A 24,532-nucleotide genomic window follows, 5' to 3' on the forward strand; every position below is an offset into this window, starting at 1 on the left:
CCGCCAATGAGGATCAGTATCGCGACCCGGGGAACGGAACTCCACGTCACGGACAGCATCGAGCAACGCCAGTGTGTCCTGCGAATGCCCGACGCCGCGAGCGCGGAGTCGGTCGATACCAACCGCTTCTACTTCCCCGTCGACGCCGCAGCCCGGATCAGTACCCAGAGCGTGACCCTCGCGAGCTACGTCGCCACGATCGTGCGCAACGGCGAGGGGAGCGTCGTCGGCCAGTTAGACCGCGTCGACGAACTCTCACTGCCCGCCGGCGAGTACCTCGTCGAACTCGAACAGCCCGTGAAGCTCTACGTCCGCGTCGAGGGCTCGCTCACCGTCGAGACCAACGGGATGGCGACGACCATCGGCACGGACGGCGACCTGTTCGTCGCCGCCCGGTCGCGGCACAACCACCCGGCGGGAACCATCACGACGACCGAGAAGCCCGAGGAGATGATGCGGGCGCTGTCGGCGCTCTCCTCGTCGTTGAAGACCACGTCCGTCGAGCGGTCCTACCCGACGCTCCGTGGCCACCCGCCGGAGATCGAGCTCGGTGAGGAACTCTCGATCCCGGACGGGATGAGCGCCGCCGACGCCGGCGTCCACGTCGAGATCCCCCCGCAACTGCGCTTTCTCTACCCCGTCGCCCCGCTCGCGTTTTACCTCGGTGCCGAAATCGTGCCGGGGTCGGTCCCGAAGGTCGTCGGCGAAGCGGGGTTCAGCTATCGACTGGACGGGCCGGGCGGGTTCGAGCGTACCGTCGCGGAGACGCTGGAACAGACGCTCCTGTTCGACTGTGTCGCCCGGACCGAGGGGTTCTACGGGATCGAGTTGGCCGAGCGGGAGACCGTCGACGCCCGTGTCGACCTCGACTGGGCGGACCTGTACGATCGGTCGCTCTCGGAACGTCTCGACGCGTACCTCTCGGTCCCCTACGAACAGGTCGCCGACTGTATCCCGGAGTGGAAGACGGCGGGCTACATCGCCCCGAACCCCGAGAACGTCGAACTGCTCCCGTACCTGCTCGACGACCTGGCCACCATCCGCACGCCGACGGGCGAGCCGACCACCGCACAGCAGGTCCAGACTGACTCCCTGTTCGACTTCGCCCGTGCCGGCGGTCGAGTCGACGCACGAACGCTGCAGGCGCCGACCCGCGCTGCGGGAACGAGCGACGCCCGTGCACAGGCCCCAGAGGGACCGCTTCCGGACCTCGTCGACCCCGAACCGACCGAGGCCTTCGAGACCGTCTGGGCCGACGACGGCGTCCCCGTCGGCGCCACGAAGGCGTCGATCGACGGCTACCGGAACGGGCTCGAACACACCCCTTCCGAGGAGATCGGCGTCACCGTCGTCGTCAACGACGAGGGGATGACCGAGGAGGGCGACGTGGCCGCGGACGTGTACGGCGACGACGCCGAGTTCCCGTTCGACCTCCGCGTGTACCGGAACCTCACGACAGACCGGCTGAAGGCCGTCATCGAGACCGAACGGGAGTTCCTCCACTACGTCGGCCACGTCGAACCCGACGGCTTCGAGTGTTCGGACGGCAGGCTTGACGTTCGCGACGTCGACTTCGTCGGCGCCGACGCGTTCTTCCTCAACGGCTGTGCGTCCTACGACCAGGGGATGGCGATGCTCGAACGCGGTGCCGTCGGCGGCATCGTCACCGTCACCGAGGTCGTCAACAGCGGGGCGACGCGGGTCGGGAAGGCGATGGTCAAGCTACTCAACCACGGCTTCCCCCTCAACGCGGCACTTTCTGTCGCCAGCGAACAGTCCTTCGTCGGCGGACAGTACTCCGTGGTCGGTGACGGTGACCTCGACATCGTACAGGGACAGGGGATCGGGGCGATGCTGACGGTGATCGAAGAATCGACTTCGGCGTACGACGTATCGGTGTACGCCTACCCCGACAATGACCTCAGTGTCGGGTCGATGGCGTCGCTCTCTATCGGCGATGACTCCCGACAACATCTGGTCCCGGGGCTGATCGGGGAAGTCAGCTACTCGAACCGCGAAGAACTGCTACAGGCTGTCGACGGTGACCTCACGAAGTACGACGGCCAGATCCACTGGTCCAACTCACCGCCGCTGTAACTGACAGGACCTCGTTCGACGGTTCAGGGGCCCGAGATCGCGTGGCCCGAGTCGGCGACGACGCTCCCGGCCTGGGAGAGGAACAGCATCATCGTGAACAGTACGCCCATCATCTTCGGGTTGTCGGCGAGGAACGACTTGAGTTCGCTCATTACATTACACACAATCGGGTCGCTATACTTACCCTTAGATATTATTCAGTTTGATACCATGCGTTGATAAGTCCGCAATGCCGCCGACAGCCCGTGACGCCCCGTGGCGCCGGTCATCCCGTCGTGGCGTCGACGACGCCCGGTCCCGGCGGCCGACCTACCCCAGGTAGCCGAGGTCCTCGAGCTGCTCGGCGATCTCGTCGAACTCCGCTTCGGTGAGTTCGCCGCGCTGTTGGTGCTTGATGACGATGCTGCGCAGCAGGAACCGAACGAGGTCGCTGGTGCTCGAGAAGCTGGTCCCCTCGATCGTCTCGTCGACTCGGTCGGCGAGTTCGGTCGGGATCGAGACGGTCGTGTAGTCGGTCATGCCCGTGTCTCGGGTGCGAGCGCGGAAAAACGCGCCGGCCGTGGCCCACGGGCTCACGCCCCGTCCTCGTCGATGGCCTCGATCCGGTCGAGCTGTTCGCGGTGCAGCGTGAGGATCAGGTCCGAGAGCACGCCGAACATGAGCAGCTGCACCCCCAGCAGGATCCCCGCCGCGCCGGCGAGCGCCCAGATCTGGTGGGGAATCTCATAAATGAACCACTCGACGGCGACGTACGCGGCGATCAGCGTCCCCGCGAGCCCGGACACGACGCCGACGCTGCCGAAGTAGAACAGGGGGTTGTTCGTCTTCGCCCGCCGGAACAGTTCGAGGAAGATGATGCTCCCGTCCCTGATCGGGTGGAGGTTCGTGTTCGACCCCGCCGGCCGTTCGAGGTAGGTGATCGGCACGACGGTCGTCGGGATGTCGTGTTTGGCACACTCGACGGCCATCTCCGTCTCGATGCCGAAGCCGTCCGCCGAGAGCCGCAGGCGGCCGAAAGAGCTTCGGCTGAACGCCCGGTACCCGCTCAGGATGTCCTCGAACGCCTCCCCGTGGATCAGGCTGAACAGGCGGTTGGTGAGCTTGTTCCCGACCTGGTTCAGCCGGGTCATGGCCCCCTCCTCCATGTCGGCGAACCGATCGCCGATCACGTGTTCGTAGCCGTCGTCCAGCGGCGCGAGCATCCGGTCCGCCTCCTCCGCGAGGTAGGTCCCGTCGCCGTCGGCCATCAGCACGTACTCCCGGTCGATGTGCTCGCGGACCGCTTCGCGGACCGCTTGGCCCTTGCCGGCCCCCGACTGTATCTCGACGCGTGCGCCTGCCTCACGGGCGAGCTCGCGCGTGTCGTCGTCGGAGTCGCCGTCCATCACGAGCACGTCGTCGAACCCCTCCGCCCGGAAGTCGTCGACGCAGTCGCCGATGGTGGCGGCCTCGTCGTAGGTGGGCAGGAGGACGGTGACGGACTCGCGGTCGGGCATCTCGTGTTCGTGTGGTTGGGGGCGGTGTGAAAAGGCTTCTACTTGGAGTGAGGGCTTCTCGGGAAGTGTTGGTGTCCCCAAATTAGGGGAAACCGCATGACGAGGGGCGATTATGAAACCCGGATACCCGTGAAACGCCTGCTACGGACCGTCATAATCGGCCAGTATCCCCGCAAGAAGTGTATCAAACTTCGTGGAAACGCTAATCAGGATCGTCCCGTTCGAGACGGGAATCAAGCGAAAGATGCCTCTACGAGTGCGAAGGCAGGTAATTCCGCAAATATCGATGGCTGGCACACGGCGCGAAATCAGGAGGCAAACGCTTCATAATCGGTTCCCCTTGTGCGGTTTTGGAATTCGGCGTGTCTCGACTGACTCGCGAAAACATCGCCGTAGAGTCTTGTACCCGCTGTATAGTCGACTATTGACAATCCGGCGTCGTGGGCGACGACGCCAGCGGCAGTATTCATCTGTAGATACCCACAGGGACAGCACTTGCGGGGCCGGAATCCGATTATGAAGTTCCGGATCAAGGGACAAGGAGCGCTCAGTCAGCAGAATACTTCCTCTTGCTGACTATGACGCCTGCTCACCCACTAGACAGCAAGGTTGCTTGAGACTGCTGACGAACGTCAGGCCTCCAGATTGGCTACTCAATTCACCACGTGAGGCCCTCGTACTCCAGCCCGCGCTCCTCTACGGGGAGATCGACGCGGCGGCCGTCGACGACGAGCTTTCGTGCCATCGCCTCGAACTCCTCGTCGAGTGCGGAGAACTCGTCCCACTCCGTGACGATCAGGGCCGCGCAGGCGCCGTCGAGAGCGTCGGCGGCACTGGCGGCGTACTCGATCTCGGGGAACCGCTCGCGCATCTCGTCGGCGGCGACGGGGTCATACGCGGCAACGGAGGCGTTCCGTTTCTGGAGGCCCTCGATCACGGGGATCGAGCGCGCGTTCCGGATGTCGTCGGTGCCGGGCTTGAACGCGAGTCCCAGCACGGCGACGCGCTTTCCGTCGACGTCGAGGTGTTCGTCGAGGAGGTCGAGTAGGCGTTCGGGCTGACCGTCGTTGACCTCGATCGCGGCGTGGAGCATCGGCGGCTCGTAGCCCGTCTCCTCGGCGGCGTGGATGATCGCGCGAGTGTCTTTGGGGAAGCAACTGCCGCCCCAGCCGAGCCCACTGCGGAGGAACTGTTCGCCGATTCGGTCGTCAAGCCCGATCGCGTCGGCGACCTCGTAGGCGTCGATGCCGAACTGCTTGCAGATGTTCCCGAGGTCGTTGATCAGGGAAATCTTCGACGCGAGGAAGGCGTTGTTCGCGTACTTCGTCATCTCGGCAGTTCGAGTGTCGGTCTCGACGACTGGCGCGTCGTGTTCGTCGAGTAGTGGCGCAAATACACGCTGCATGTCGGCCAATGTCCCGTCGTCGTCGGCGCCGAGGACAACCTTGTCGGGGTGACGGAAATCGTGGACTGCCGTGCCTTCTCGAAGGAACTCGGGGTTCATCCCGACGCCGACATCGGCGCCATCCTCGTTCTCGCTCGGTTCTTGCAGGAGTGGAGCGATGCGCTCCTCGGTCGTGCCGGGAACGACGGTGCTCTTGACGACGACGGTGTGGCGATCCTGCTTCTCGCGGAGGGTCTCGCCGAGCTGTTCGGCGCCGGCCTGCATGATCGAGAGGTCGATGCTCCCGTCCTCGGCCTGCGGCGTCGGGAGACAGAGGAACGTCACGTCGGTGTCGAGGACGGCGTCGTAGTCGGTGGTCGCGCGCAGGCGGCCGGTGCCGTCGGCGCCCGCGTGGGCGTCAACGAGTTCGGGGAGGCCCTCCTCGTGGATCGGCGCGTCGCCGGCGTTGATGGCGTCGACGATCGACTGGTCGATGTCGATGTTGACGACGCCGTGGCCGAGATCGGCGAAGCAGGCGGCGATGGTGGTGCCGACGTAGCCAGAGCCGACGATGGATACGTTCATACGGTTGTGATGGTAGTCGAGGGTGATAATCGGTTTCGTCTGTGATCTCAAGGGTTTGCTAAAGGTATTTGAGTACGCCCCGGCAAGTCAGAACCATGCAAGCAGTAGTTCTCGCGGCTGGCGAGGGAACGCGTCTCCGCCCGCTGACTGAGGATAAACCGAAGGGAATGGTCGAAGTGGCCGGTAAACCGATTCTTACGCACTGCTTTGAGCAGTTGGTAGAGCTCGGTACCGAGAAGCTCGTGGTCATCGTCGGCTACAAGAAACAGAACATCATCAGCCACTTCGGCGACGAGTTCGAGGGGGTGCCGATCACCTACGCCCACCAGCGCGAGCAGGACGGACTGGCTCATGCGCTGTTGAAGGCGGAGGAGCACGTCGATCAGGACTTCATGCTGATGCTAGGCGACAACATTTTCCAAGCGAACTTGGAGGACGTGGTGAGCCGACAGCAGGAGGATCGCGCCGACGCGGCATTCCTCGTCGAAGAGGTGCCGTATGAGGAGGCGAGTCGCTACGGCGTCTGTGACACGAACGACTACGGCGAGATCCAAGAAGTTGTGGAGAAGCCCGAGGATCCGCCGAGCAATCTGGTGATGACCGGCTTCTACACCTTCTCGCCGGCGATCTTCCACGCGTGTAAATTGGTCCAGCCATCCGATCGTGACGAGTACGAGCTCTCTGACGCAATCGATCTGCTGATCAAGAGTGGGCGAACTATCGACGCGATCCCGATGGAAGGGTGGCGGATCGACGTCGGGTATCCAGAGGACCGGGACGAGGCGGAGGAGCGGTTGCAGACTGAAGAGAGCGCCGCCTAACCTTAGCTATTCGTCTACACAGATATTTGTGAGAGTCGGGACGGAAGATTGTCAATAACCGTTTTCCTGAAACGGCCAGAGAGTGCGAATAGTGAGACGGAGTATACTCCTGCCCCGAGGATTACGAGTATCAGTACTGTCACGAACTCGTAGCTGAAGTCGATGTATGTGGTTTCGGCTCGTCGTCCTAACGCTACGACAACACCCATTACTGCTGCAGCACCCCACTGTCGTGCAATCTCTCCGAATGGGATAGAGTAGTCGATTAGCGACGAAAGCATGTAGTGGGCCGCAACCAGACTGATAGCAACGGCGGTTGCCGTTGCTGCTGCTGCACCAATAACCTGGAAGTATGGTATCAAACTGAGATTCAAAATCACGTTTGCTGCGATGAAGACCGCGTTTATTCGGAACGCAATCTCCGGCTTGTCAAGTGCGTTTAAAGTCGTCGTGAACTGGCGCTGATACCCCTGAATCAGAGTAGCGACGATGAGCACCGAGAGGATAGTTCCACCCTGCGAGAACTCATCACCGTAGATACGGAGCAGCTGTTCTCCAAGGAGTGTTCCTCCGATCAGGCCGGGGATCAGGATCAGACCGCTGAAAGCGAGGGCTGTTTCAAAGAGATCAGCGACAGCTTCGGAGTCTTCGTCGGCCGACAACGAACTCATCTCCGGGAATAGTGTCTGGCTCAGTGACCCACCGAACAGTATCAGGAAAACCGAAATATTCCATGCCGCTGTGTAAATCCCTATAACAGATTGTGAAACAAAGAACCCAAGGATAGTTACGTCAACCCAGTTGAACGCCCGGGACCGAAGCGACCCGATCCACGAGAACTTGGCGTATGATATGAGTTCTCGATAGTGTTTCCGATTGGGGAGCCTCATGTTCTGGAAATTCTTGAGAGCAACCCAGAGACCGAAAAGAGCGACAAGCACATAGCCAGCAGTGTAGCCGATATATAGCGCTGTGAGTCCCAAGCCACTCAGTAAACCAATGATCTGAACGATGCTTCTGGAACCCGTTCGGATTGGTGTGAAGACGCCTGAAATGTGGACCAAGTGCTGTCCTCTGAGAACGGAATTGGTGATCGATTGTGCCAGGTTCACCCCTAGGAACAGGACGACGATCACTGCAGCCGGATGGCCGATGTACTCGTTTACTTGCTCACGGAACAAGAGGACGAGAGCCGAGACTACTACGAAGAGAAGGATACTGATTGACGTTCCTGCGACCGCATATGCGGCGTCGTCCGTCCCTTCGCTAATCCGCTTCGTAATCGAACTGGGAACCCCCATCTTCACTGCGATGCCCAACCACGCGACGAGGGAGAGGATCAGGTAGTACGTCCCGAGACCGCCTGACCCGAGTATCCGACCGATAAACACCGTTGCGGCGAACCCGGATGCGGACGCGACAAAACGAGATGCGAAGTGGATAATGGAGGTCTGGCCCAGCCGCATACTCGCACACCGGGGTGAAAGCCCAATAAGGTCTCCTTTTCGGTTACCTCAGCCAGGCCCTCGGAGTACTACTTGTATCCCAGTTCGTGAAGACGTTGTTCCACGTCTTGATTGATCTCTTTTTCACCTTCCATAATCCCGGCGTCAGATAGTTCCTGAATGGTCGTGTCTACAAAGTCCCGATCCACTGCTGTTTTGTCGTTTCGTTCGCTGTCCCGGTCTGTGCGGTACCGTGCCCGATCATCGTTTCGAACTGCGTCCACGTAAACTGTCCCCCCTAGGTCACGACATACGGCGTGCCACGGACCGAAATACGGCTCTCGGTCTTCCTTCGAGACCGGAAGTTCGTCCCCTGGTTTCTCGATCCTGTAGGATGTCGTGAGCGTGTGGCCTTCTTGCGGGATGAACTTCGTTCTCTCTCCCGCTATTGCATCTTCGACGACAGTGGGGAACTCCGTAAGCGAGGCAGGGGTCTCGATTATCTCGGCAGTATCTTCGCCTGGATGTTTAACGACTAGCGGTACGTGAGACACTTCGTCGCCGATACCCCAGCTGTGATCGATAAGTCGTACCGCGTCGTTTAGCACGCTGTACTCCCCGAAGCCCTCCCCATGATCACTAGTCACCACCACTAATGTATCATCGAGTTCACCGGCCGATTCCAGCCGATCCAACAGTTGCCCGAAATACGCGTCCGCCTGCTTAATACAGTCGTCGTACAGGCTCTCGGTCGCTTCGAGTTCCCAGAACGGCCTGTCTCCGAGATACTGTGTCGTGAGCGGCCCGCCCATCGCCTCGCGGTGGAGTTCTTCGAGTTTTCCCCCTCCACCCCACTCTGCGAACTGGTCTTGTGGGATGTACGGGTAATGTGCATCCATGAGGTTGATGCAAGCCGCCCACGGGTCTTCTTGGGACTCTCTCCAGGAGTCAAATTCGTCGACGTACTTACCACCGTGCTCCCGTTTGGGGTCATGAGCCCCTTGAGAACGGCCGAATTCACGGGACAGGCCGTTTAAAACCGCCTTGAGCGGGGAGTCACTATGCAGGCTTTCGAGCATGTACTTGACGTAGCTGGGGTCCCCATCTACTCCCTCGGGGCCGAGGGCTTCGGGAAACAACAGTTCCTGACGCTTCGGGCCGACGACTCTCTGAAAGAACGAAGAGAGGTTCGAGGATTCTGCGACGATCGAATTAGGTGTAAACAGTCCCGTTCGGTAGCCCTCATCCGCAAGTGTCTCCCATATTGTATGCCCCTGTGAAATCCTTGCACCATGTGATGTCGCACGGTGTTCTGCGACGTGATAACCGGTGAAGATGCTGACGTGACTGGAGATGCTGTGAATTCCGGGAGATCGCGCGTTCGTGTAAGTCGTCACCTGTTCGGCGAAATCGTCCAAGTTCGGCGTCGTGTTCCGTGGATATCCGAGGTGGCCGACATTTTTGCCGCGTACGCTGTCGAGAACGACGAGAAGAACGTTCGGTCGACCCATGAATGTGAATCCGAGCGACTACATTTGTATACTTCGGTAAGAACAGAAAAGCAACGTCTAGTCGTATCGGGACTTGACCGTCACATTCCAGATCTATGTGCACCGGCGACCTATCTATCCGTCAAGCATAAACAGGACACCACGGTACTCCGCTTAATAGCAGTCGATTTCACGGAGTGGCTCTCTCAAAGTGCGTCTAACATCAAGGACACGGACAAAACTTGGTCGTCACGCGTTTTCCGTCCGATATACTACCTCTACGTCGCTTGCTTTCTGAGCCTTACGAAGTGGTGGCCGTATGGAACGAACGTTTACGACCACGACTGGGACGCCCTGATCATCCTCGACGCCTGCCGAGTCGACGCCCTGCGCGAAGTCTCCGAAGAGTATGATTTTGTCTCGGTTGACGAGACGATCAACTCCGTCGGGAGCACGTCGTTCGAGTGGATGAACCACACTTTCGATACTGACTACCGAGAAGAGATCGAACGGACCGCCTACGTATCCGGGAACGGGTATACTGATCGGGTTTTGGGTCACGGTGGCGAGACGGGACATGCAGCTATGCCGTTCGGCCCGTCTGAGTACGACGTGGTCGACCCTGAGGACTTTGCCTATCTCGAGGAGCTCTGGCGGGCGGAGTTCGACAACTCATCAGAGTGGATGATCGACGGTAACGCCGGTTCGTGGGTTCACCCGAAGTACACCACTGACCGGGCGATCGAAGCGGGCAGGGAGCGCTCTAGCGATCGACTGCTCGTCCACTATATGTACCCACATGACCCGTTCCCGTTAGCCGACAGCGATGACCTGGTCCGCCCGTTCGACTCGCTACGGTCCAGGGACGTTACGAGAGCGGAGGCTTACAGGGAATACTTAGATCATCTCAGGCTCGTTCTCGATGAGGTCGAGCGACTTCTGGAGAACCTCAATGCGGAGGACGTGGTGATCACAGCAGACCACGGTGAAGCGTTCGGTGAGTACGGTTTCTATCGTCACGTTATCGGTTGTCCGCTACCGTGTATGCGAGAGGTTCCTTGGGTAAAGACCACTGCTGAAGATACCGGCATGTATGATCCTGAGGCACCGGAACCTGAATCTGAGACCGATTCCGTGGATGTCGAAAGCCGCCTCGAAAACTTAGGATACCTGTGAGCTATTCGTTCCCCGCCTATCTTAGCTAACTACACTATTCAATTTCTGATCAAGCCGATCGATGTCCACACGAATATCAATGCCGTCCTGTTGGCACTGGAGATACTGATACTCATGATCCATGTTCTCCGCAATACGGTCAAAGGTCGCAACTGTCTTCTTGCCAAATAGCTCGATAACCGTGAGATCGTCACTGTAAAGGATGTTTGTCAGGCCCGCACCGTGGGGTGCCACTACGAGTTCGGCGTTCGAGAATAGTTCCACCTGCTCACGGACACTCAGTTCGCCAAGCAGGAAGGTCTCGACGCCGTACCGTTTGAGAACACGCTCAACGGCGTCCTGATTCGAGACGCGGCGGACGGTCGCATCGTCGCGGGCGATATATACGCGTTCTCGGGATTTCCCAACATCGGCGGCAGTGCCGGCACGCATCCGCTCACGGAGCCATCGACACTCCGCAGGCGTTGGGTCCGGAAACGTGGGCAATACGAGGGTATCAACGGCCGCAATGCCTCCACCGAAGCCCGCGACCGGACCTGCGTAGTCGATCATACCGAGTGTTTCGTCCATCCACGCGGAGCGATCCTCGGGGACGAGGAGTGTCGGGTATGTTCCGGTCGCATCGCCATGGCGTTCAAGCAAGCGCACACGTATCAGACACTCTACGGTCCAGTGGTAGTAGTTCGCCCAGGGTGGCACGGCGAACGCCGCGGTATCGAAGCGTCGGTCTGGCGTGACATCCCCGGATAGTGCGTTTAGTGTCCGCCAAATCCCGTTTTCGTCCATTGATTGTGCAAGACCTACACCCACGCGACGTGGGAAGAGGAAGGGTGCACCGACGCTCTCAAGAACGACGTTCCCTCTTGCAGTGAGCGCTGGTCCAACAGGGCCGAGGAGCCATGAATTGTTGAGTTCGCAGACGAACCGGTCGCTCACGTCGTACCGCTCGCCGTCATCTCCAAGCCCATTCCCGCCCTTATACTTCACACGTGCGTTGCTTTCCTCGTATCGGACGTAATTGGGGTGACTCCGGAGGTCGTCTTGGGTTTCAGTGTCGATACGGTTGAGGAGGGCGCGGTGATAGAGGCCTCGATAGAAGAGGACATCGACAAGGAGGGTATTTCTCCCCTCGGTGAGTAATTCACTGAGGCCGTCCATCCGTAGCTTCCGGAGGGCCCGTCTCGGGGCGCTACTCAAGTCCATCATGCTCCCTTTGATGGAGACACATTTAAACAGTCGTCTTCCAAACGACTTTTCTTGAATTGCAGACCGAAGCAATCGTATGCTCTCCGCCGGTAGCGCTATCACGTGAACGCTATCGAGACCTGTTCAGAAGCTATGAACGACCACCAGGCGGTGGAGTGACGTGGTCGGCATTTCTATCTACGCGAACACGCTTCGAGTTGGTGGGCTTGAACGGGTAACGGTCAATCTTGCGAATGGTCTCGCGGACGCGGGTAATGATGTCTCGCTTGTACTCGTATCTGCGGAAGGCGACCTTCTTAACGAGGTTTGTGATGACGTTCATGTTGTCGATCTCGCCGCCGATCGAGTGCTTACAAGCGCGCTCCCGTTCAGACGACACCTCGTCGACGCTGGAACTGACGTGTGTATCAGTATGGGCGCGCACGTGAACGGTATCGCGGGACTTGTGACTCGAACGATTCGCAACCCACCCGCCCTCATATGCACACACCACAGCATCCTCCGGAAAATGGACCCTGGTCTGAAACGCCGCGTTCTCCGCATCCTTGTTCGGCAAGCGTACAGCCGAGCAGATGGGGTTGTCTGTGTCAGTCGAGATGTTCTCGAATACGTCCGGTGCGAACTCGGTGTGCCGGCTGACCGCAGCCGCGTTATCTACAACCCCGTACTTGACAAGTCGTTCTATGATCAAGAGAATCCCGCTCCCGACCACCCGTGGTTCGGTGCTGACGCCGATGTCCCCGTAGTCGTGAGCGCTGGACGACATGCCCCCGAGAAAGACTTCCGGACACTCGTTGACGCGTTCGCCTCCCTCCGCGAAAAGCGCGAGGCCCGCCTGGTCCTGATCGGAGATGGTCCGGAACACGAAGCACTTGTCGAATATGCGGACTCGATGGATGTCGCCGAGGACATTGATCTCCCAGGCTTCGTCAACAATGTCTACCCATATATGTCGAATGCCAATGTATTCGCGCTCTCTTCGAAGACTGAAGTGTTCGGAATGGTGATTGTTGAGGCGATGGGCTGTGGTTGTCCGGTCGTCTCAACGGATTGCACGGGGCCTACGGAGATACTTGCGGACGGCGAATACGGCCCGCTTTCCCCCGTCGGCGATGTTGAGCGGATGGCGGACGCCCTCGAACGGACACTCAACGACCCGTTAGACGTGGAGACCCTCCGCTCACGGGCACGAGAGTTCTCGACCGAGCGGAGTGTCGAACGCTACGAGGCGCTAATCGAGAGCGTGATAGGCTGACCGCCACTCATACGTAGCCAAGGTCCTTCAGGTTCTCCTCAACGCGGTCAGGGACATCCGAGCTCCCCTCAACGTCACGCGCTTCGAGATCTGCCGCGAGTTGTTCGATAACGGAAGCAGCATCCGAGACGCCGCCGTTATGGTCCACGATGCCGTCAGTGTAAGTCTCGAACGAGTATCCGTCCTGTCCCGCGATTGCGTGCAGCTCCACGTCAAACGCGTTGAGCGTCTGTTCGGATACGTTCTCGTTGCGCAGACGGACAAGAGCCTTCTCCAGCATACCGTGTGTCTCTAGGAGGTGGTAGTCGGCGTCAAAGTGGTCGCCAAGAAGAGAGCGACCGTGCGTCTCTCTGCCCGTCTTGATTCCGGTGTACGCACACACAGTTTCGTGGACGTCCATAAGTGAGACGGGGCACTCGGTCTCTATCGGTGTGGGTGCGTCTCCGGTCACGTCAACGACAAGGGGAACGTGCGTCACAGCTGGCCAAAGGCCGGGCGTATGCTCCCAGCCGCCGTACTCGCCGAACGCCTCACCATGGTCGGCGAGCGTGATCACGACGTCGAACGCCTCGGCCAGTTGCGGGTAGAGATCATGGTAGGAATCTGAAAGGTAACGTGCGCAGTCACTGTACGCAGCACGGAGATGGTCAGCGTCAGCGTCTTGCTCGCCGGTCACTACCGACCAGATTCCGTCCTGCTGTGTCGGCTCAACTGTCCGGTAGGATTCAGGGGCTTCGTAGGGCCCGTGGACCTCCATGAGGTTCACGAAGAGGAACTCGTGTTCGTTCCACGCAATTGACTCTGCCCAGTCTGTGACGGCTTCGATACCAGTTTCGTCGTCCGTCTTGGGAAGGACGCCGAAGTCCTTGAGTTTGATACAGGCACCCTGCCAAAGTGTCGGAAGCACCGGCGCATCGCTTTCACGTATTTGGCGGAGGAGGTCCAAGTAGCGACTCGCCCCGTCACCTCGATGTTCGAAGATGAACTCTGCCCAGTTGAAGTCCGCATCGTCGCTAAAGGAATCGTGATGAAATTCCTCAAACCCCCGATCAAAGTCGAACCACTGCGAGACATGGACGTTGTTCGAGTATCCACGTGTTGTCCAGCCTGCATCCTGGAGGCGTTCGGCAAGTGTCGCGTCGGGACAGTCGAGGTTCTTGCTCTTCCCATGGACGCCTACTTCACTTCCATATCGCCCGGTGAAAAGGGACGCATGGGCAGGGACCGTCCAGTGTGAAGTTGACCACGCGTTATCGTACCTGACGCCGGGAACCCACTCGAAGTGTTCCTCGAATGCGTCTGCGCGGAGCGTATCTAAAACGACCACTGCGACGCTGGGCGAGTTCTCTCCGGACATACGGCACTCTGAGGAGTGTTCGCCTAATAAGGCTGACCGACCGTTCCGCCTGTGACAGGAAACGGTTTTGAAGGTGGACCGGCCTACAACTCGTGATATAGTTTCCGCGGGTGGATATCCGTGGATAACCCTTACTAATGAATACGCCCCACCCTCTCGCGGTGTCTGTCGTTGCCCCCGTCTACAACGATCCTGAAGGCATCGCCGACACGCTTGACGCGCTGGTCGTCCAGATCCACGACGACCACGAAATCCTCGTCGTCGACAATGGCTCCACCGACGACACCCGCGACGTAATCCGGAACTACACCCAAGACCACGAAAATGTCCACCTCCTCGTCGAAGACGAGATCCAGAGCTCCTACGCCGCCCGAAACAAGGGCATCCGGCACGCCGACGGCGACGTACTCGGCTTTATCGACGCCGACGAGACCGTCGGCGACGACTGGCTCGAAACCGCCCTTCGGGCCATGGACGAACAGGATGCCGACTATCTCGGCTGCAACGTCGAGCTCACGCTCCCCCAGGACACGATCGTCGGTCGGTACAACGCCCGAACAGGGTTCCCCGTGGAGCAGTACCTCGAAACCGAACACTACGCACCCACGTGCGCGCTGCTCGTACGCCGCGAAGTCTTTGAGGAGGTGGGGACGTTCGACGCTCGACTCATCTCCGGCGGCGACCGGGAGTTCGGCGAGCGCGTCCACGAGGCCGGCTACGAGCAGGGGTACGCCGAGGACGCCGTGGTCTACCATCCAGCGAGAACCTCCTTCGAGGCGCTAGCAAAGAAGAACGTCCGCGTCGGCCGCGGCTTCTGTCAGAAGCAGCGCTACTACCCCGACCGGTTCGGCAAGCCTGGTATTCCGCCGACCCCCAGCGGCCCCGGCGACGACGACGAAGACGCTCCCGACTCCGCGTTCACCCGCCTCGCGTTCGCGTTTCTCTCGATCGCAATGCTCGCCTGTCGAGGCCTAGGCTACTACTACGAATTCCTCCTCGGCGAGAAACGTGAGGACGTGCCAGGGCCTACGCGTTAGCCTTCTTGACCACGTTTGGAGTCAGAATCGCGTACAGATATCCCAGCCCCACCGCTCCAGTGAACACAAAGATTGCCAGTAGTTGCTTCACTGCCGGGATCGATGGTCGGCGAACCAGTCCTTTCACCCGGCCCGGGACACGCTCCGTCAGCAACTGCCTCAGGTACGCGCTCTTGTCGTCCGGCGCGTCCGGGTAGAGTAGGTCCATCACGCGCTTGGAGTAGCCCTGCCAGAACGATCGGGAGACCAGCCAGTCGAACTCCCCACGGTACTCGAACAGCTTGTGGTGGACGACCGCGTCCTCGGTGAACAGCATCCCCTGGCCGTACGTCTCCAGCAGCCGGATTCCGACCGGTGCTTCGTGGGCCTGCAGGTGTCGATCACCTTTCCGGCCGGTGTTCGGGTCGTACCCCCCGACCTCTAAGAACTCCTCGCGCCGGTAAGAGATGTTCGAGCCGTACGTGTTCCGTACTTCCTCACCGTCCTCCGCGAACCCTGGTTCGACGACGCCGACGAGCCAGTAGAACTCCTCGGGAAAGAAGTCTGGTCGATCGGTCTGCCAGTCTGGCTTTACGTCACCACCAACGGCGATGGCGTTGGTGTCCTCGTACACCGCAACGAGCTGCTCTACCCAGCCCGGTTCCGCGGTCGCATCATCGTCGATGAACGCGACGATTTCCCCGGACGCGAGCTCAGCACCCTTTGTCCTGCTGTAGGAGATACCGTGGTTCTCGTCATTGTTGTGGATAACGACGTTCTCAACGCCGCCGTACTCCTCTTGCACGTGCTCATGGACGGTTTTGTTACCGTCGACGACCAACACGACCTCTAGCGGCTCGTAAGTCTGCTCAAGCACGCTATCGACAGCATCGCAGAACACCTCGTACCGATCCATCGAGTACGTGCAGACCACCACGGAGACCTTCATTACCGCCCGATAGTCGTGACGTCCGCAAAAAGCACCCGGGTTATGATCACGGCTAGCTACACCGATACACAAACCTTATCCCCGTTTTGGCACGATTCACCCCAATGAGTTCGCGCAGCGAAAGCGACGACTTACGCCAGTCGTTCCGCGACACCGCGGAGGACTGGTACCACGTCCCTGCCCTCCTCCTCGCGGCGGCGTGGATGTTCTGGGTCCGCATGCAGAGTTACTCCAACTTCCTCCAGAACGGTGAGGTGTACTTCTCAGGTAACGACGCCTGGTACCACCTCCGGCAGACGATGTACTCCGTTGAGAACTTCCCCGGAGTAATGCCGTTCGACATCTGGACTGGCTTCCCAGTCGGGCGGTTCGCAGGGCAGTTCGGTACCCTTTACGACCAACTGATCGCCCTTGCAGCCCTCGTTGTCGGCCTCGGCTCGCCTTCTGATGCCCTCGTCGGCAAAGCTCTCCTTGTCGCACCGCCAGTGTTCGGTGCGCTCGCGGTAGTGCCGGTCTACCTGCTCGGGAAGCGCTTCGGGAACCGCCTCGGCGGCCTGTTCGGCGTCGGGCTTCTCGCCCTCATCCCGGGTGGGTTCCTCCAGCGTACCCTCGTCGGCGCCGCCGACCACAACGCCGCCGAGCCGTTCTTCATGGCGCTCGCGATGGTCGGCCTGTTCGGCGCCGTCGCGGCGGCAAAGCGAACCATGCCCGTCTGGGAAGTCGTCTACGAGGAACTCGTTGAGAACCGAAGCCCAGAGACAATCCGCGAACCCCTAATTTGGTCGGTCTTCGCTGGTGTTCTCGTCGGCCTGTTCCTTTGGGTCTGGCCTCCTGCCGTGTTCCTCGTCGGGATCTTTGGCCTGTTCGCTGCCCTCGCAATCACGAGCTCCGTGTTCCACGGCGACACGGCAGAACCGATCACCTTCGCAACTGTCGTCTCGATGACCACGGCGGCAGTCTTCAGCATCCTCATCATTGACACAGTTGGCTTTGGCACGACTGCTCACTCGCTTCTCCAGCCCCTCGCTGCGATCGCGGTCGCCGTGGGCGCGGCATTCCTCGCGTGGCTCGCACGCTACTGGGAACAGGAAGACATCGAGATCACCTACTACCCTGCAGCAGTCGTCGGGATCGCCGCTGTACTCTCGCTCCTCCTCTCCGTAGTCGCTTCAGGACTGTTCGGGAGTATCACCGGGAACCTCCTCCAAATCGTCGGGTTCAGTGCGAGTGCGGGAACCCGAACCATCTCCGAGGCCCAGCCGTTCATCAGCCAGAACTCGATCAGCCAGTACGGGCTGAACTCCGCCTCCGAACGGATCGTGTTCGAGTACGGCCTCACGTTCTTCAGCGGCCTGCTGGGCGTCGTGCTCATGCACATCCGGCCGCTCCTGCGCGACGGGAGCCAGCGCGCGTACCAGTACCTCGGCGGCAGCGCGCTCGCCATCGGCCTGATCTTCCTGACGCCGCTGCCGAGCATCATCGGCGACCTCTTCGGGGTCAACGGCCAGCTGATCGGCCTGCTCGTCGTCTCGGCGCTGATCGCCGGGGCGACGTTCATCGCGCGCTACGAGCCGACCGACCTGCTGTTCGTGGTCTGGGCGGCGTTCATCACCTCGATGGCCTTCACCCAGGTGCGCTTCAACTACTACCTCGCCATCGTCGTCGTCGTCGCGAACGCGTACCTGTTCGCGCGCGTGCTCGACTACCTCGACTTCGACGCCGCGCTGTCGACGACCGACGTGGAGGCGCGAACAGTCGGGCTGGCCGCCGTCCCGGTCGTCATCGGCCTGTTGCTGTTCGACTACGCGCTGATCGCGGTGGTGCTCGCGGCAGGGCTGCTCGCCGCGGCCGTGGCCTTCGTCGACGAGTTCGAGGGTCACCAGGTGCTCACCGTCGCCGCGGTGTTGCTGCTGATCGCTGCGCCCGTCCTCGCGGTGCCGATCACGCTGGGCGGGACCCAGACCTCCGCCGGGACGAACACCGCGACCTCGGTGCAAGTCGGTAACAGCACCGGCCCGGGCGCCGTGCTCGCGTGGCAGCCTACCTTCGACTGGATGCAGAACAACACCCCCGAAGAGGGGAACCTCGGCGGGGCCGGTAACGCCGACGAGATGGAGTACTACGGGAAGTACGACCGGGTCGACGACTACGACTACCCCGACGGCGCCTACGGTGTGATGTCGTGGTGGGACTACGGCCACTGGATCACCACCGGCGCCGAGCGGATCCCGAACGCGAACCCGTTCCAGCAGGGCGCGACCAACGCCGCGAACTACCTGCTTGCGCCCAACGAGACGCGGGCCCAGCAGGTGCTCGACGCCCGCGCCGGCGAGGGTGAGGAGACCCGCTACGTGATGGTCGACTACCAGATGGCCTCCGTCACGGACAAGTTCAGCGCGCCGGTGACGTTCTACGACGACGAGAACGTCTCCTACGGCGACTTCGCCACGGGCGTCTACCAGCTCAACGAGACGCCCCAGGGCCAGGTGTACGCCGAGCAGTTCTCGCAGGTGTACCACCAGCGCTACTACGAGAGCCTGATGGTGCGGCTCTACCGCTACCACGGCTCCGCACAGAGCGCCCAGCCGTTCGTCCTCGACTGGGACACCTCTCAGGGCGTCCCGGCCGTCGATTCCGACGAGGGGCTGCTCCAGCGCTACCCCAACATGAGCGCCGCACGCGAGGCAGCGGCGAATGACCCCACCGCGCAGGTCGGCGGCATCGGGCCGTTCCCGAGCGAGGACGTCCCCGCACTGGAGCACTACCGACTGGTGAAGGCGAGCACGTACCAGAACCAGCAGTTCCAGCTGAACGACCGGCGACAGGCCGCGATGAGCGGCGACGGGCTCTACGGCCTGATCTACCAGCAGTCGACGACGACGCCGTCGTGGGTCAAGACCTTCGAGAAGGTCCCCGGGGCGACGATCGAGGGCTCGAACGCGCCCGCCAACACCGAGGTGACCGCCTCGGTTCAGATGCGGATGCCGGGCTCGAACGAGACGTTCGTCTACACCCAGCACGCCCAGACCGACGAGAACGGCGAGTTCACGATGACGCTGCCGTACTCGACGACGGGCTACGACGAGTTCGGGCCGGAGAACGGCTACACGAACGTCAGCGTGCGTGCGACCTCGAACTACACGGTCACCGCACCGTCGACGACCAACGAGAGCGGCTACACCATCCAGTACGGCGAACAGTTCGACGTGTCCGAGGGGAAGGTGCTGGGCGTCGACGAGGAGCCGACGCAGGTGACGCTCGAACCGCGAACGCAGGCACCCGAGGGTGCGAACGAGTCGGGTAACACGTCCGACAACACCACGGACACGAACAGTTCCAGCCTCACGGGCCCGAGCGAACTGCCGCTCCCCGATTCGGACCGGACCACCGACGGAACGACCGGCGACACGACTGACAGCCTCGACGCCGGTGCGGCCGGTACCGCCCCGCGCGTCACGGTCCCCGCACTCGACTGATGGGGGTTCGCGAGACGCTCGGCGTCTACCTTCGCGGGATCGCGATGGGTGCCGCCGACGCGGTGCCGGGCGTCTCGGGCGGGACGATCGCGCTGCTGACGGGGATCTACCCCCGGCTGATCGGCGCGGTCACCGCCGTCGAACCGGACCGCGTGCTCTCCGTGCTCGGGACCCCGTTCCCCGACCGGCGTAGCGAGGGGATCGCGGCGTTCCGCGAGATGGACGGCCTCTTCCTCGCCGCGCTGGGGTTGGGTATCGCGAGCGCCGTCGTCACCGTTTCTCGGGTGCTCGAACACGCGATGGAGGCGTACCCGGCGGCGACGTTCGGCGGCTTCTTCGGCCTCATCGGCGCCTCGGCGTGGCTGCTGCGCGGCCAGATGCGACTCGACACGCGCGGGCGCTGGGCGGCCGGGATCGCCGGCTTCGGCGTCGCCTTCCTCCTTTCGGGGCAGGCCGAGGGCGCTCTCGGTCACGCGCTCCCCGTCACCTTCCTCGCCGGCGCGATCGCGGTGACGGCGATGATCCTGCCGGGGGTTTCCGGCTCGCTGCTCCTGCTCCTGTTGGGACAGTACGAATATATGGTGACACAGCTGAGAAAATTCGTCGACGGCCTACTCGCGCTCGTCAGCGGGAATACGACTGGTCTCCCGGCGGAGACGGCGACTATCGTTACCTTCCTTGCAGGCGGTGTGTTCGGGCTGTTCACTGTCTCCCACGCCGTGAAGTGGGCACTGGATCGTCGTCGGGCGGAGACGATGACGTTCCTCGTCGCGCTGGTCGTCGGCGCGCTCCGGGCGCCGGTGGTGCAGGCCGGCAGCGAACTCCCTGCTGGCTGGACGAACTCTTCGATAGTGGTGTTTCTGGTGACCGGCGGTGTGGGCGCGGCCCTCGTGCTTGCCGTGGAACGGGTAGCCGGAAGAGACGCACTGGAGTAGTTTCTCTGTAGCGCGACTGATCTTCCGGAGATTACCTCTATACCCCTCACAGGCCGTTGGCTCGTAGGTGAATATGAAGTAAGACCACTGTTACGGCCTGTTCGTGGTCTCTATCACAGGCTATGCTGTGGTGAACACGATGATTCTGTCCCGTATATCTGGGTCGCTCGTTCTTCAGGTTTTCAGGCAGTACGAGTACGTCACCTTACTCCGCCTCTGTGGTGGAGATTGTCGGTGGACTCCTGTTCTGGCCCCTATTCTGAGGCAGGCGAGTAGCCGCCATTCACGTTCAGCGTCCCCGACTTCAGGGCGAGGTGACATGTCGCCCCTCCATGCGGAGACTTTTGCCCCGCATGGAGTAGCCGAAATCCGATGTTCTTCGCCGCGTTGTAGTCCGCGTTGACTTCGTACCCACACTTCTGGCAACAGAACTTCGCTTGAGACGGACGATTTTTGTCCAGCGTCGTCCCGCACTTGGAACATCGCTTGGACGTGTACGCCGGGTCCACCTGTGTCGTGCCGATCGCCTCCGCTTCGGCCTTGTACGCCACATAGTCGTACAAGCGGCGGAACGCCCACGCATGGAACTTCTTTACCCCAGGCATCCGATCACGGATATCGGTCAACTCCTCGAACGCTATCTGGTCACACCCGTGGGTGACGGCTTCATGGACGATTGCTTTCGATGTTCGGTGTAGATAGTCCTCAACCCACCGTGTCTCCCGGCCAGCCATCTGTTCGATGGTTCGATGGGCCGACTCCGTACCTGTTCGTTGAAGCTCGCCCCGAACGCGCTCGTACTCCCGGCGACGGTGACTGAGGTAGTCGCCGTTCCAGAATCGGCCGGTTGATGTGACGGCAATCTGTTCGATACCGAGGTCAACGCCGAGGACTGTCCTGCCCTCTGCGTTGCCTTCATCCGGTATCTCGGACTCCACATCGGTCTTCATCCCGATATGGAGGAAAAAGGTTCCCGTCTCATCACTGTCCTGAAGTGTCGCACCCGTAATCTCGTACTCGTTGTTGCGGAAGTACTGCGTCTGCGGGTTGTTTCCCTCCGGTGGAAGGACGTACTCGGCTTCGATACGTCCATTCACCGTGGAAAGGGATACGTAGTCGTCGTGAAACGTCGCACTTCGCTTGTCGTATCGGATTGATGGCGTCGTGAAGTGTGGTTGCGACGCCTTCTTTCCATTCTGCCAGCGGGCCACAACGCCTCTGATGGCTTCGGCGGCCCGGTTGCGTGCGGATTGAACGAGGTTTGCCTGTAGGTGCGTCTGCTCACGCACGTCTGAATACGTTCGGTCGTGGAGCTTAGTCTTGGAAGTAGGCTTATAGTCGTCTTTCCATGCGTCTTGAACGACGTAGTTGCACGCCCACAAGTACTCCTTGACGGTTTCGTGGAGGAGAGCCGCGTCGCTATCGTCCACGTCCAGTTTGACGATGACTGTACGACGCACCTCAACCATACTTCATACGGGTCTATTCATTTTCCTAATCTGCCCTGACATGTTGGAGTCTGTCCGCACTGTATAGAGGTTGCACCCAGTGCGTCGAGTTTCTTTCCTCACGGATACGGCGGAGTCCCCTGATCACGTTCCTACTATCCGGAACGGGTCTCTAGGCGGCGGTCCCGAATCTCCCATTCCTTACTAGCAGTTCCTTCGTCTTCGGCCTTAAACTCAGGTACGCTTGATCAGGGGGCTCTAGCAGTAAGAACGACCGAGACTCCCTATCGAAGTGAGGATCTCCACTGTCCTCAACTGACTTCTCTCCTGGGGATCAGCCTCCTTTCGACCTGGCACTCTCAGCCCCGCGGAGAGTTGCGTCAACTCTTAATCCCCACGGCTGATCAGGTGGTCTATGAGCGAGATCACGGTCGTGCTACCCGACGGCTCGGAGCTCTCCGTGCCCGAGGGCGCAACGGTCGAGGACGCTGCCTACGAGATCGGCCCCGGGCTCGGGAAGGACACCATCGCGGGGGTCGTCGACGGCGAACTCGTCGCCAAGGAGGACGAACTCCACGACGGCGCCCAGTTGGTCATCGTCACCGACCAGTCCGACGAGTACCTCGACGTGCTGCGCCACTCGGCGGCCCACGTCTTCGCACAGGCGCTCCAGCGGCTCCACCCCGAGGCGAAGCTCACCATCGGCCCGCCCACGGAGGAGGGGTTCTACTACGACGTGACCGGCGTCGACCTCGAGGAGTCGGACCTCGCCCCGATCAAGGCCGAGATGGAGGAGATCATCGAGGCCGACTACGAGATCGAGCGGCTCACGCGCTCCCGCGAGGAGGCCCTCGAGGCGTTCGAGGACAACCGCTTCAAGCGCGAGATCCTCGAGGAGGAGGCCGCCGGCGAGGAGACGGTCAGCTTCTACCGGCAGGACGGCTGGGAGGACCTCTGTCAGGGCCCCCACGTCGACTCGACGGGGGAGATCGGCGCCGTCGAACTGCTCAGCATCTCCTCGGCGTACTGGCGCGGCGACGAGAACAACGAGGCGCTCACGCGGGTCTACGGCACGGCCTTCGAGTCCGAGTCTGACCTCCAGGAGTTCCTCCAGATGCGCGAGGAGGCCAAGGAGCGGGACCACCGCAAGATCGGCCAGGAGATGAACCTCTTCTCCGTGCCGGACGTGACGGGCCCGGGCCTGCCGCTCTACCACCCGCCGGGGAAGACGATCCTCCAGGAGCTCGAGAACTACGTCAACGAACTCAACCGCGATGCGGGCTACGACCAGGTCGAGACGCCCCACCTGTTCCGCACGGAACTCTGGAAGCAGTCGGGCCACTACGACAACTACCGCGACGACATGTTCCTCCTCGACGTAAACGACGAGGAGTACGGCCTGAAGCCGATGAACTGCCCCGGCCACGCGGCCATCTTCGACCAGTCCTCGTGGTCCTACCGTGACCTCCCGATGCGGTACTTCGAGAACGGGAAGGTGTACCGCAAGGAGCAGCGCGGCGAACTCTCCGGGCTCTCCCGGACGTGGGCGTTCACCATCGACGACGGCCACCTGTTCGTCAAACCCGAGGACATCGAGCGGGAGGTCCGGACGACGATGGACATGATCTTCGAGCTGATCGGCCACTTCGACCTCGAAGTCGAGGTCGACCTCGCGACCCGGCCCGAGAAGTCGGTCGGCAGCGACGAGATCTGGGAGAGTGCGGAGGAACAGCTCCGTGAGGTGCTCGACTCCGAGGGGTACGACTACGGGATCGAGCCGGGCGACGGCGCGTTCTACGGCCCAAAGATCGACTTCTCGTTCCGTGACGCGCTCGGGCGCTCGTGGGACGGCCCGACGGTGCAACTCGACTTCAACATGCCCGAGCGGTTCGACCTGACCTACACGGGCGAGGACAACGAGGAGCACCGCCCGGTGATCATCCACCGCGCGCTCTATGGCTCCTACGAGCGGATGTTCATGGTGCTGATCGAGCACTTCGACGGACAGTTCCCGCTCTGGCTCGCGCCCGAGCAGGTCCGCATCCTCCCCGTGTCGGACGACTCGCTGGGCTACGCCCACCGCGTGAAGAACGAACTCGGCGACTTCCGCGTCGAGGTCGAGGACCGCGACTGGACGGTCGGCCGGAAGATCCGGGAGGCCCACGACGACCGCGTCCCCTACATGCTCATCGTCGGCGACGACGAGGAAGAAAGCGGCACCGTGTCGGTCCGCGACCGCTTCGAGCGCGAAGCGGAGGGCGTCGACACCGCGGCGTTCCGCGAGCACCTCGAAGCCGAGCGTGACGAGAAGCGCATCGAACCGGACTTCCTCGACGACTAACCCGGCGGCCCGCTCCGGCCCCGATCGGGACCTTCCGCTGCCCCCACCTTTTAGC

At 61.3% G+C, this 24,532-nt stretch carries 18 protein-coding genes; 8 read left to right on the plus strand and 10 right to left on the minus strand.

The annotated features are described in order from the left end of the window. Positions 1 to 6: 6 nt before the first annotated feature. On the plus strand, positions 7 to 2,097 hold the full coding sequence (locus NO998_RS04605; protein ID WP_267645892.1) for a hypothetical protein: 2,091 nt from the start codon (positions 7 to 9) through the stop codon (positions 2,095 to 2,097). Between the two features lie 23 nt (positions 2,098 to 2,120). On the opposite strand, the gene NO998_RS04610 is transcribed toward NO998_RS04605, so the two are convergent. The 4 genes from NO998_RS04610 to aglM all read right to left on the minus strand — a co-directional run bounded on the left by NO998_RS04610 (position 2,121) and on the right by aglM (position 5,562). Then, positions 2,121 to 2,249, minus strand: a complete 129-nt coding sequence (locus NO998_RS04610; RefSeq protein ID WP_267645893.1) for a DUF7503 family protein — start codon at positions 2,247 to 2,249, stop codon at positions 2,121 to 2,123. 157 nt (positions 2,250 to 2,406) lie between these two features. Beyond that, complete coding sequence (locus NO998_RS04615; RefSeq protein ID WP_267645894.1) at positions 2,407 to 2,616, minus strand: ribbon-helix-helix domain-containing protein; 210 nt, start codon at positions 2,614 to 2,616, stop codon at positions 2,407 to 2,409. 53 nt (positions 2,617 to 2,669) lie between these two features. After that, positions 2,670 to 3,593: an S-layer glycoprotein N-glycosyltransferase AglJ gene (gene aglJ, locus NO998_RS04620; protein WP_267645895.1), complete on the minus strand. Its 924-nt coding sequence runs from the start codon at positions 3,591 to 3,593 to the stop codon at positions 2,670 to 2,672. A gap of 658 nt (positions 3,594 to 4,251) precedes the next feature. Further along, complete coding sequence (gene aglM, locus NO998_RS04625; RefSeq protein WP_267645896.1) at positions 4,252 to 5,562, minus strand: UDP-glucose 6-dehydrogenase AglM; 1,311 nt, start codon at positions 5,560 to 5,562, stop codon at positions 4,252 to 4,254. A gap of 95 nt (positions 5,563 to 5,657) precedes the next feature. Here aglM and aglF point away from each other — a divergent pair, with 95 nt between their 5' ends. Further along, on the plus strand, positions 5,658 to 6,383 hold the full coding sequence (gene aglF, locus NO998_RS04630) for a UTP--glucose-1-phosphate uridylyltransferase AglF (protein ID WP_267645897.1): 726 nt from the start codon (positions 5,658 to 5,660) through the stop codon (positions 6,381 to 6,383). Positions 6,384 to 6,397: 14 nt separating this feature from the next. Here the strand turns inward: aglF and NO998_RS04635 are convergent, their stop codons facing one another. Further along, positions 6,398 to 7,849, minus strand: a complete 1,452-nt coding sequence (locus NO998_RS04635; RefSeq protein WP_267645898.1) for an oligosaccharide flippase family protein — start codon at positions 7,847 to 7,849, stop codon at positions 6,398 to 6,400. Positions 7,850 to 7,917: 68 nt separating this feature from the next. Further along, positions 7,918 to 9,339, minus strand: coding sequence for a sulfatase-like hydrolase/transferase (locus NO998_RS04640; protein ID WP_267645899.1), 1,422 nt, complete (start codon positions 9,337 to 9,339; stop codon positions 7,918 to 7,920). Here NO998_RS04640 and NO998_RS04645 point away from each other — a divergent pair. After that, positions 9,277 to 10,494, plus strand: coding sequence for an alkaline phosphatase family protein (locus NO998_RS04645; RefSeq protein WP_267645900.1), 1,218 nt, complete (start codon positions 9,277 to 9,279; stop codon positions 10,492 to 10,494). The two genes, NO998_RS04640 and NO998_RS04645, sit on opposite strands and share 63 nt — an antisense overlap. A gap of 21 nt (positions 10,495 to 10,515) precedes the next feature. Here the strand turns inward: NO998_RS04645 and NO998_RS04650 are convergent, their stop codons facing one another. Beyond that, positions 10,516 to 11,697 carry a glycosyltransferase family 61 protein gene (locus tag NO998_RS04650; protein WP_267645901.1) on the minus strand — a complete coding sequence of 394 codons (1,182 nt, stop codon included), beginning with the start codon at positions 11,695 to 11,697 and terminating at the stop codon, positions 10,516 to 10,518. A gap of 163 nt (positions 11,698 to 11,860) precedes the next feature. Here NO998_RS04650 and NO998_RS04655 point away from each other — a divergent pair, with 163 nt between their 5' ends. Beyond that, positions 11,861 to 12,955: a glycosyltransferase gene (locus NO998_RS04655; RefSeq protein WP_267645902.1), complete on the plus strand. Its 1,095-nt coding sequence runs from the start codon at positions 11,861 to 11,863 to the stop codon at positions 12,953 to 12,955. Between the two features lie 7 nt (positions 12,956 to 12,962). On the opposite strand, the gene NO998_RS04660 is transcribed toward NO998_RS04655, so the two are convergent. Continuing rightward, on the minus strand, positions 12,963 to 14,312 hold the full coding sequence (locus tag NO998_RS04660; RefSeq protein ID WP_267645903.1) for a sulfatase-like hydrolase/transferase: 1,350 nt from the start codon (positions 14,310 to 14,312) through the stop codon (positions 12,963 to 12,965). A 137-nt stretch (positions 14,313 to 14,449) separates the two neighbouring features. Here NO998_RS04660 and NO998_RS04665 point away from each other — a divergent pair, with 137 nt between their 5' ends. Beyond that, complete coding sequence (locus NO998_RS04665; RefSeq protein ID WP_267645904.1) at positions 14,450 to 15,349, plus strand: glycosyltransferase family 2 protein; 900 nt, start codon at positions 14,450 to 14,452, stop codon at positions 15,347 to 15,349. On the opposite strand, the gene aglG is transcribed toward NO998_RS04665, so the two are convergent. Then, positions 15,339 to 16,277: a glucosyl-dolichyl phosphate glucuronosyltransferase gene (gene aglG / locus NO998_RS04670; protein ID WP_267645905.1), complete on the minus strand. Its 939-nt coding sequence runs from the start codon at positions 16,275 to 16,277 to the stop codon at positions 15,339 to 15,341. The two genes, NO998_RS04665 and aglG, sit on opposite strands and share 11 nt — an antisense overlap. A 104-nt stretch (positions 16,278 to 16,381) precedes the next feature. Between aglG and NO998_RS04675 the strand changes: the two genes are divergently transcribed. Continuing rightward, on the plus strand, positions 16,382 to 19,753 hold the full coding sequence (locus tag NO998_RS04675) for an oligosaccharyl transferase, archaeosortase A system-associated (RefSeq protein WP_267645906.1): 3,372 nt from the start codon (positions 16,382 to 16,384) through the stop codon (positions 19,751 to 19,753). Next, positions 19,753 to 20,688, plus strand: a complete 936-nt coding sequence (locus tag NO998_RS04680; RefSeq protein ID WP_267645907.1) for a DUF368 domain-containing protein — start codon at positions 19,753 to 19,755, stop codon at positions 20,686 to 20,688. The genes NO998_RS04675 and NO998_RS04680 overlap by 1 nt, the downstream gene beginning before the upstream one ends. 254 nt (positions 20,689 to 20,942) lie before the next feature. Here NO998_RS04680 and NO998_RS04685 read toward each other — a convergent pair whose 3' ends face one another. After that, positions 20,943 to 22,157, minus strand: a complete 1,215-nt coding sequence (locus NO998_RS04685; protein ID WP_267645908.1) for an RNA-guided endonuclease InsQ/TnpB family protein — start codon at positions 22,155 to 22,157, stop codon at positions 20,943 to 20,945. 394 nt (positions 22,158 to 22,551) lie between these two features. Here NO998_RS04685 and thrS point away from each other — a divergent pair, with 394 nt between their 5' ends. Next, the gene (gene thrS, locus NO998_RS04690; protein WP_267645909.1) at positions 22,552 to 24,477 is read left to right on the plus strand and encodes a threonine--tRNA ligase; all 1,926 of its coding nucleotides are present in this window, start codon (positions 22,552 to 22,554) and stop codon (positions 24,475 to 24,477) included. Positions 24,478 to 24,532 lie beyond the last annotated feature (55 nt).

Origin of the sequence: Halolamina litorea, from assembly GCF_026616205.1 — an archaeon.
Lineage (GTDB): Archaea > Halobacteriota > Halobacteria > Halobacteriales > Haloferacaceae > Halolamina > Halolamina litorea.

Bases quoted from the DNA above. Each gene is read 5' to 3' on its own strand.
- NO998_RS04605 (WP_267645892.1), top strand. From the start codon at position 7: ATGAGGATCAGTATCGCGACCCGGGGAACGGAACTCCACGTCACGGAC.
- NO998_RS04610 (WP_267645893.1), bottom strand. From the start codon at position 2,249: ATGAGCGAACTCAAGTCGTTCCTCGCCGACAACCCGAAGATGATGGGC.
- NO998_RS04615 (WP_267645894.1), bottom strand. From the start codon at position 2,616: ATGACCGACTACACGACCGTCTCGATCCCGACCGAACTCGCCGACCGA.
- aglJ (WP_267645895.1), bottom strand. From the start codon at position 3,593: ATGCCCGACCGCGAGTCCGTCACCGTCCTCCTGCCCACCTACGACGAG.
- aglM (WP_267645896.1), bottom strand. From the start codon at position 5,562: ATGAACGTATCCATCGTCGGCTCTGGCTACGTCGGCACCACCATCGCC.
- aglF (WP_267645897.1), top strand. From the start codon at position 5,658: ATGCAAGCAGTAGTTCTCGCGGCTGGCGAGGGAACGCGTCTCCGCCCG.
- NO998_RS04635 (WP_267645898.1), bottom strand. From the start codon at position 7,849: ATGCGGCTGGGCCAGACCTCCATTATCCACTTCGCATCTCGTTTTGTC.
- NO998_RS04640 (WP_267645899.1), bottom strand. From the start codon at position 9,339: ATGGGTCGACCGAACGTTCTTCTCGTCGTTCTCGACAGCGTACGCGGC.
- NO998_RS04650 (WP_267645901.1), bottom strand. From the start codon at position 11,697: ATGGACTTGAGTAGCGCCCCGAGACGGGCCCTCCGGAAGCTACGGATG.
- NO998_RS04660 (WP_267645903.1), bottom strand. From the start codon at position 14,312: ATGTCCGGAGAGAACTCGCCCAGCGTCGCAGTGGTCGTTTTAGATACG.
- NO998_RS04665 (WP_267645904.1), top strand. From the start codon at position 14,450: ATGAATACGCCCCACCCTCTCGCGGTGTCTGTCGTTGCCCCCGTCTAC.
- aglG (WP_267645905.1), bottom strand. From the start codon at position 16,277: ATGAAGGTCTCCGTGGTGGTCTGCACGTACTCGATGGATCGGTACGAG.
- NO998_RS04675 (WP_267645906.1), top strand. From the start codon at position 16,382: ATGAGTTCGCGCAGCGAAAGCGACGACTTACGCCAGTCGTTCCGCGAC.
- NO998_RS04680 (WP_267645907.1), top strand. From the start codon at position 19,753: ATGGGGGTTCGCGAGACGCTCGGCGTCTACCTTCGCGGGATCGCGATG.
- NO998_RS04685 (WP_267645908.1), bottom strand. From the start codon at position 22,157: ATGGTTGAGGTGCGTCGTACAGTCATCGTCAAACTGGACGTGGACGAT.
- thrS (WP_267645909.1), top strand. From the start codon at position 22,552: ATGAGCGAGATCACGGTCGTGCTACCCGACGGCTCGGAGCTCTCCGTG.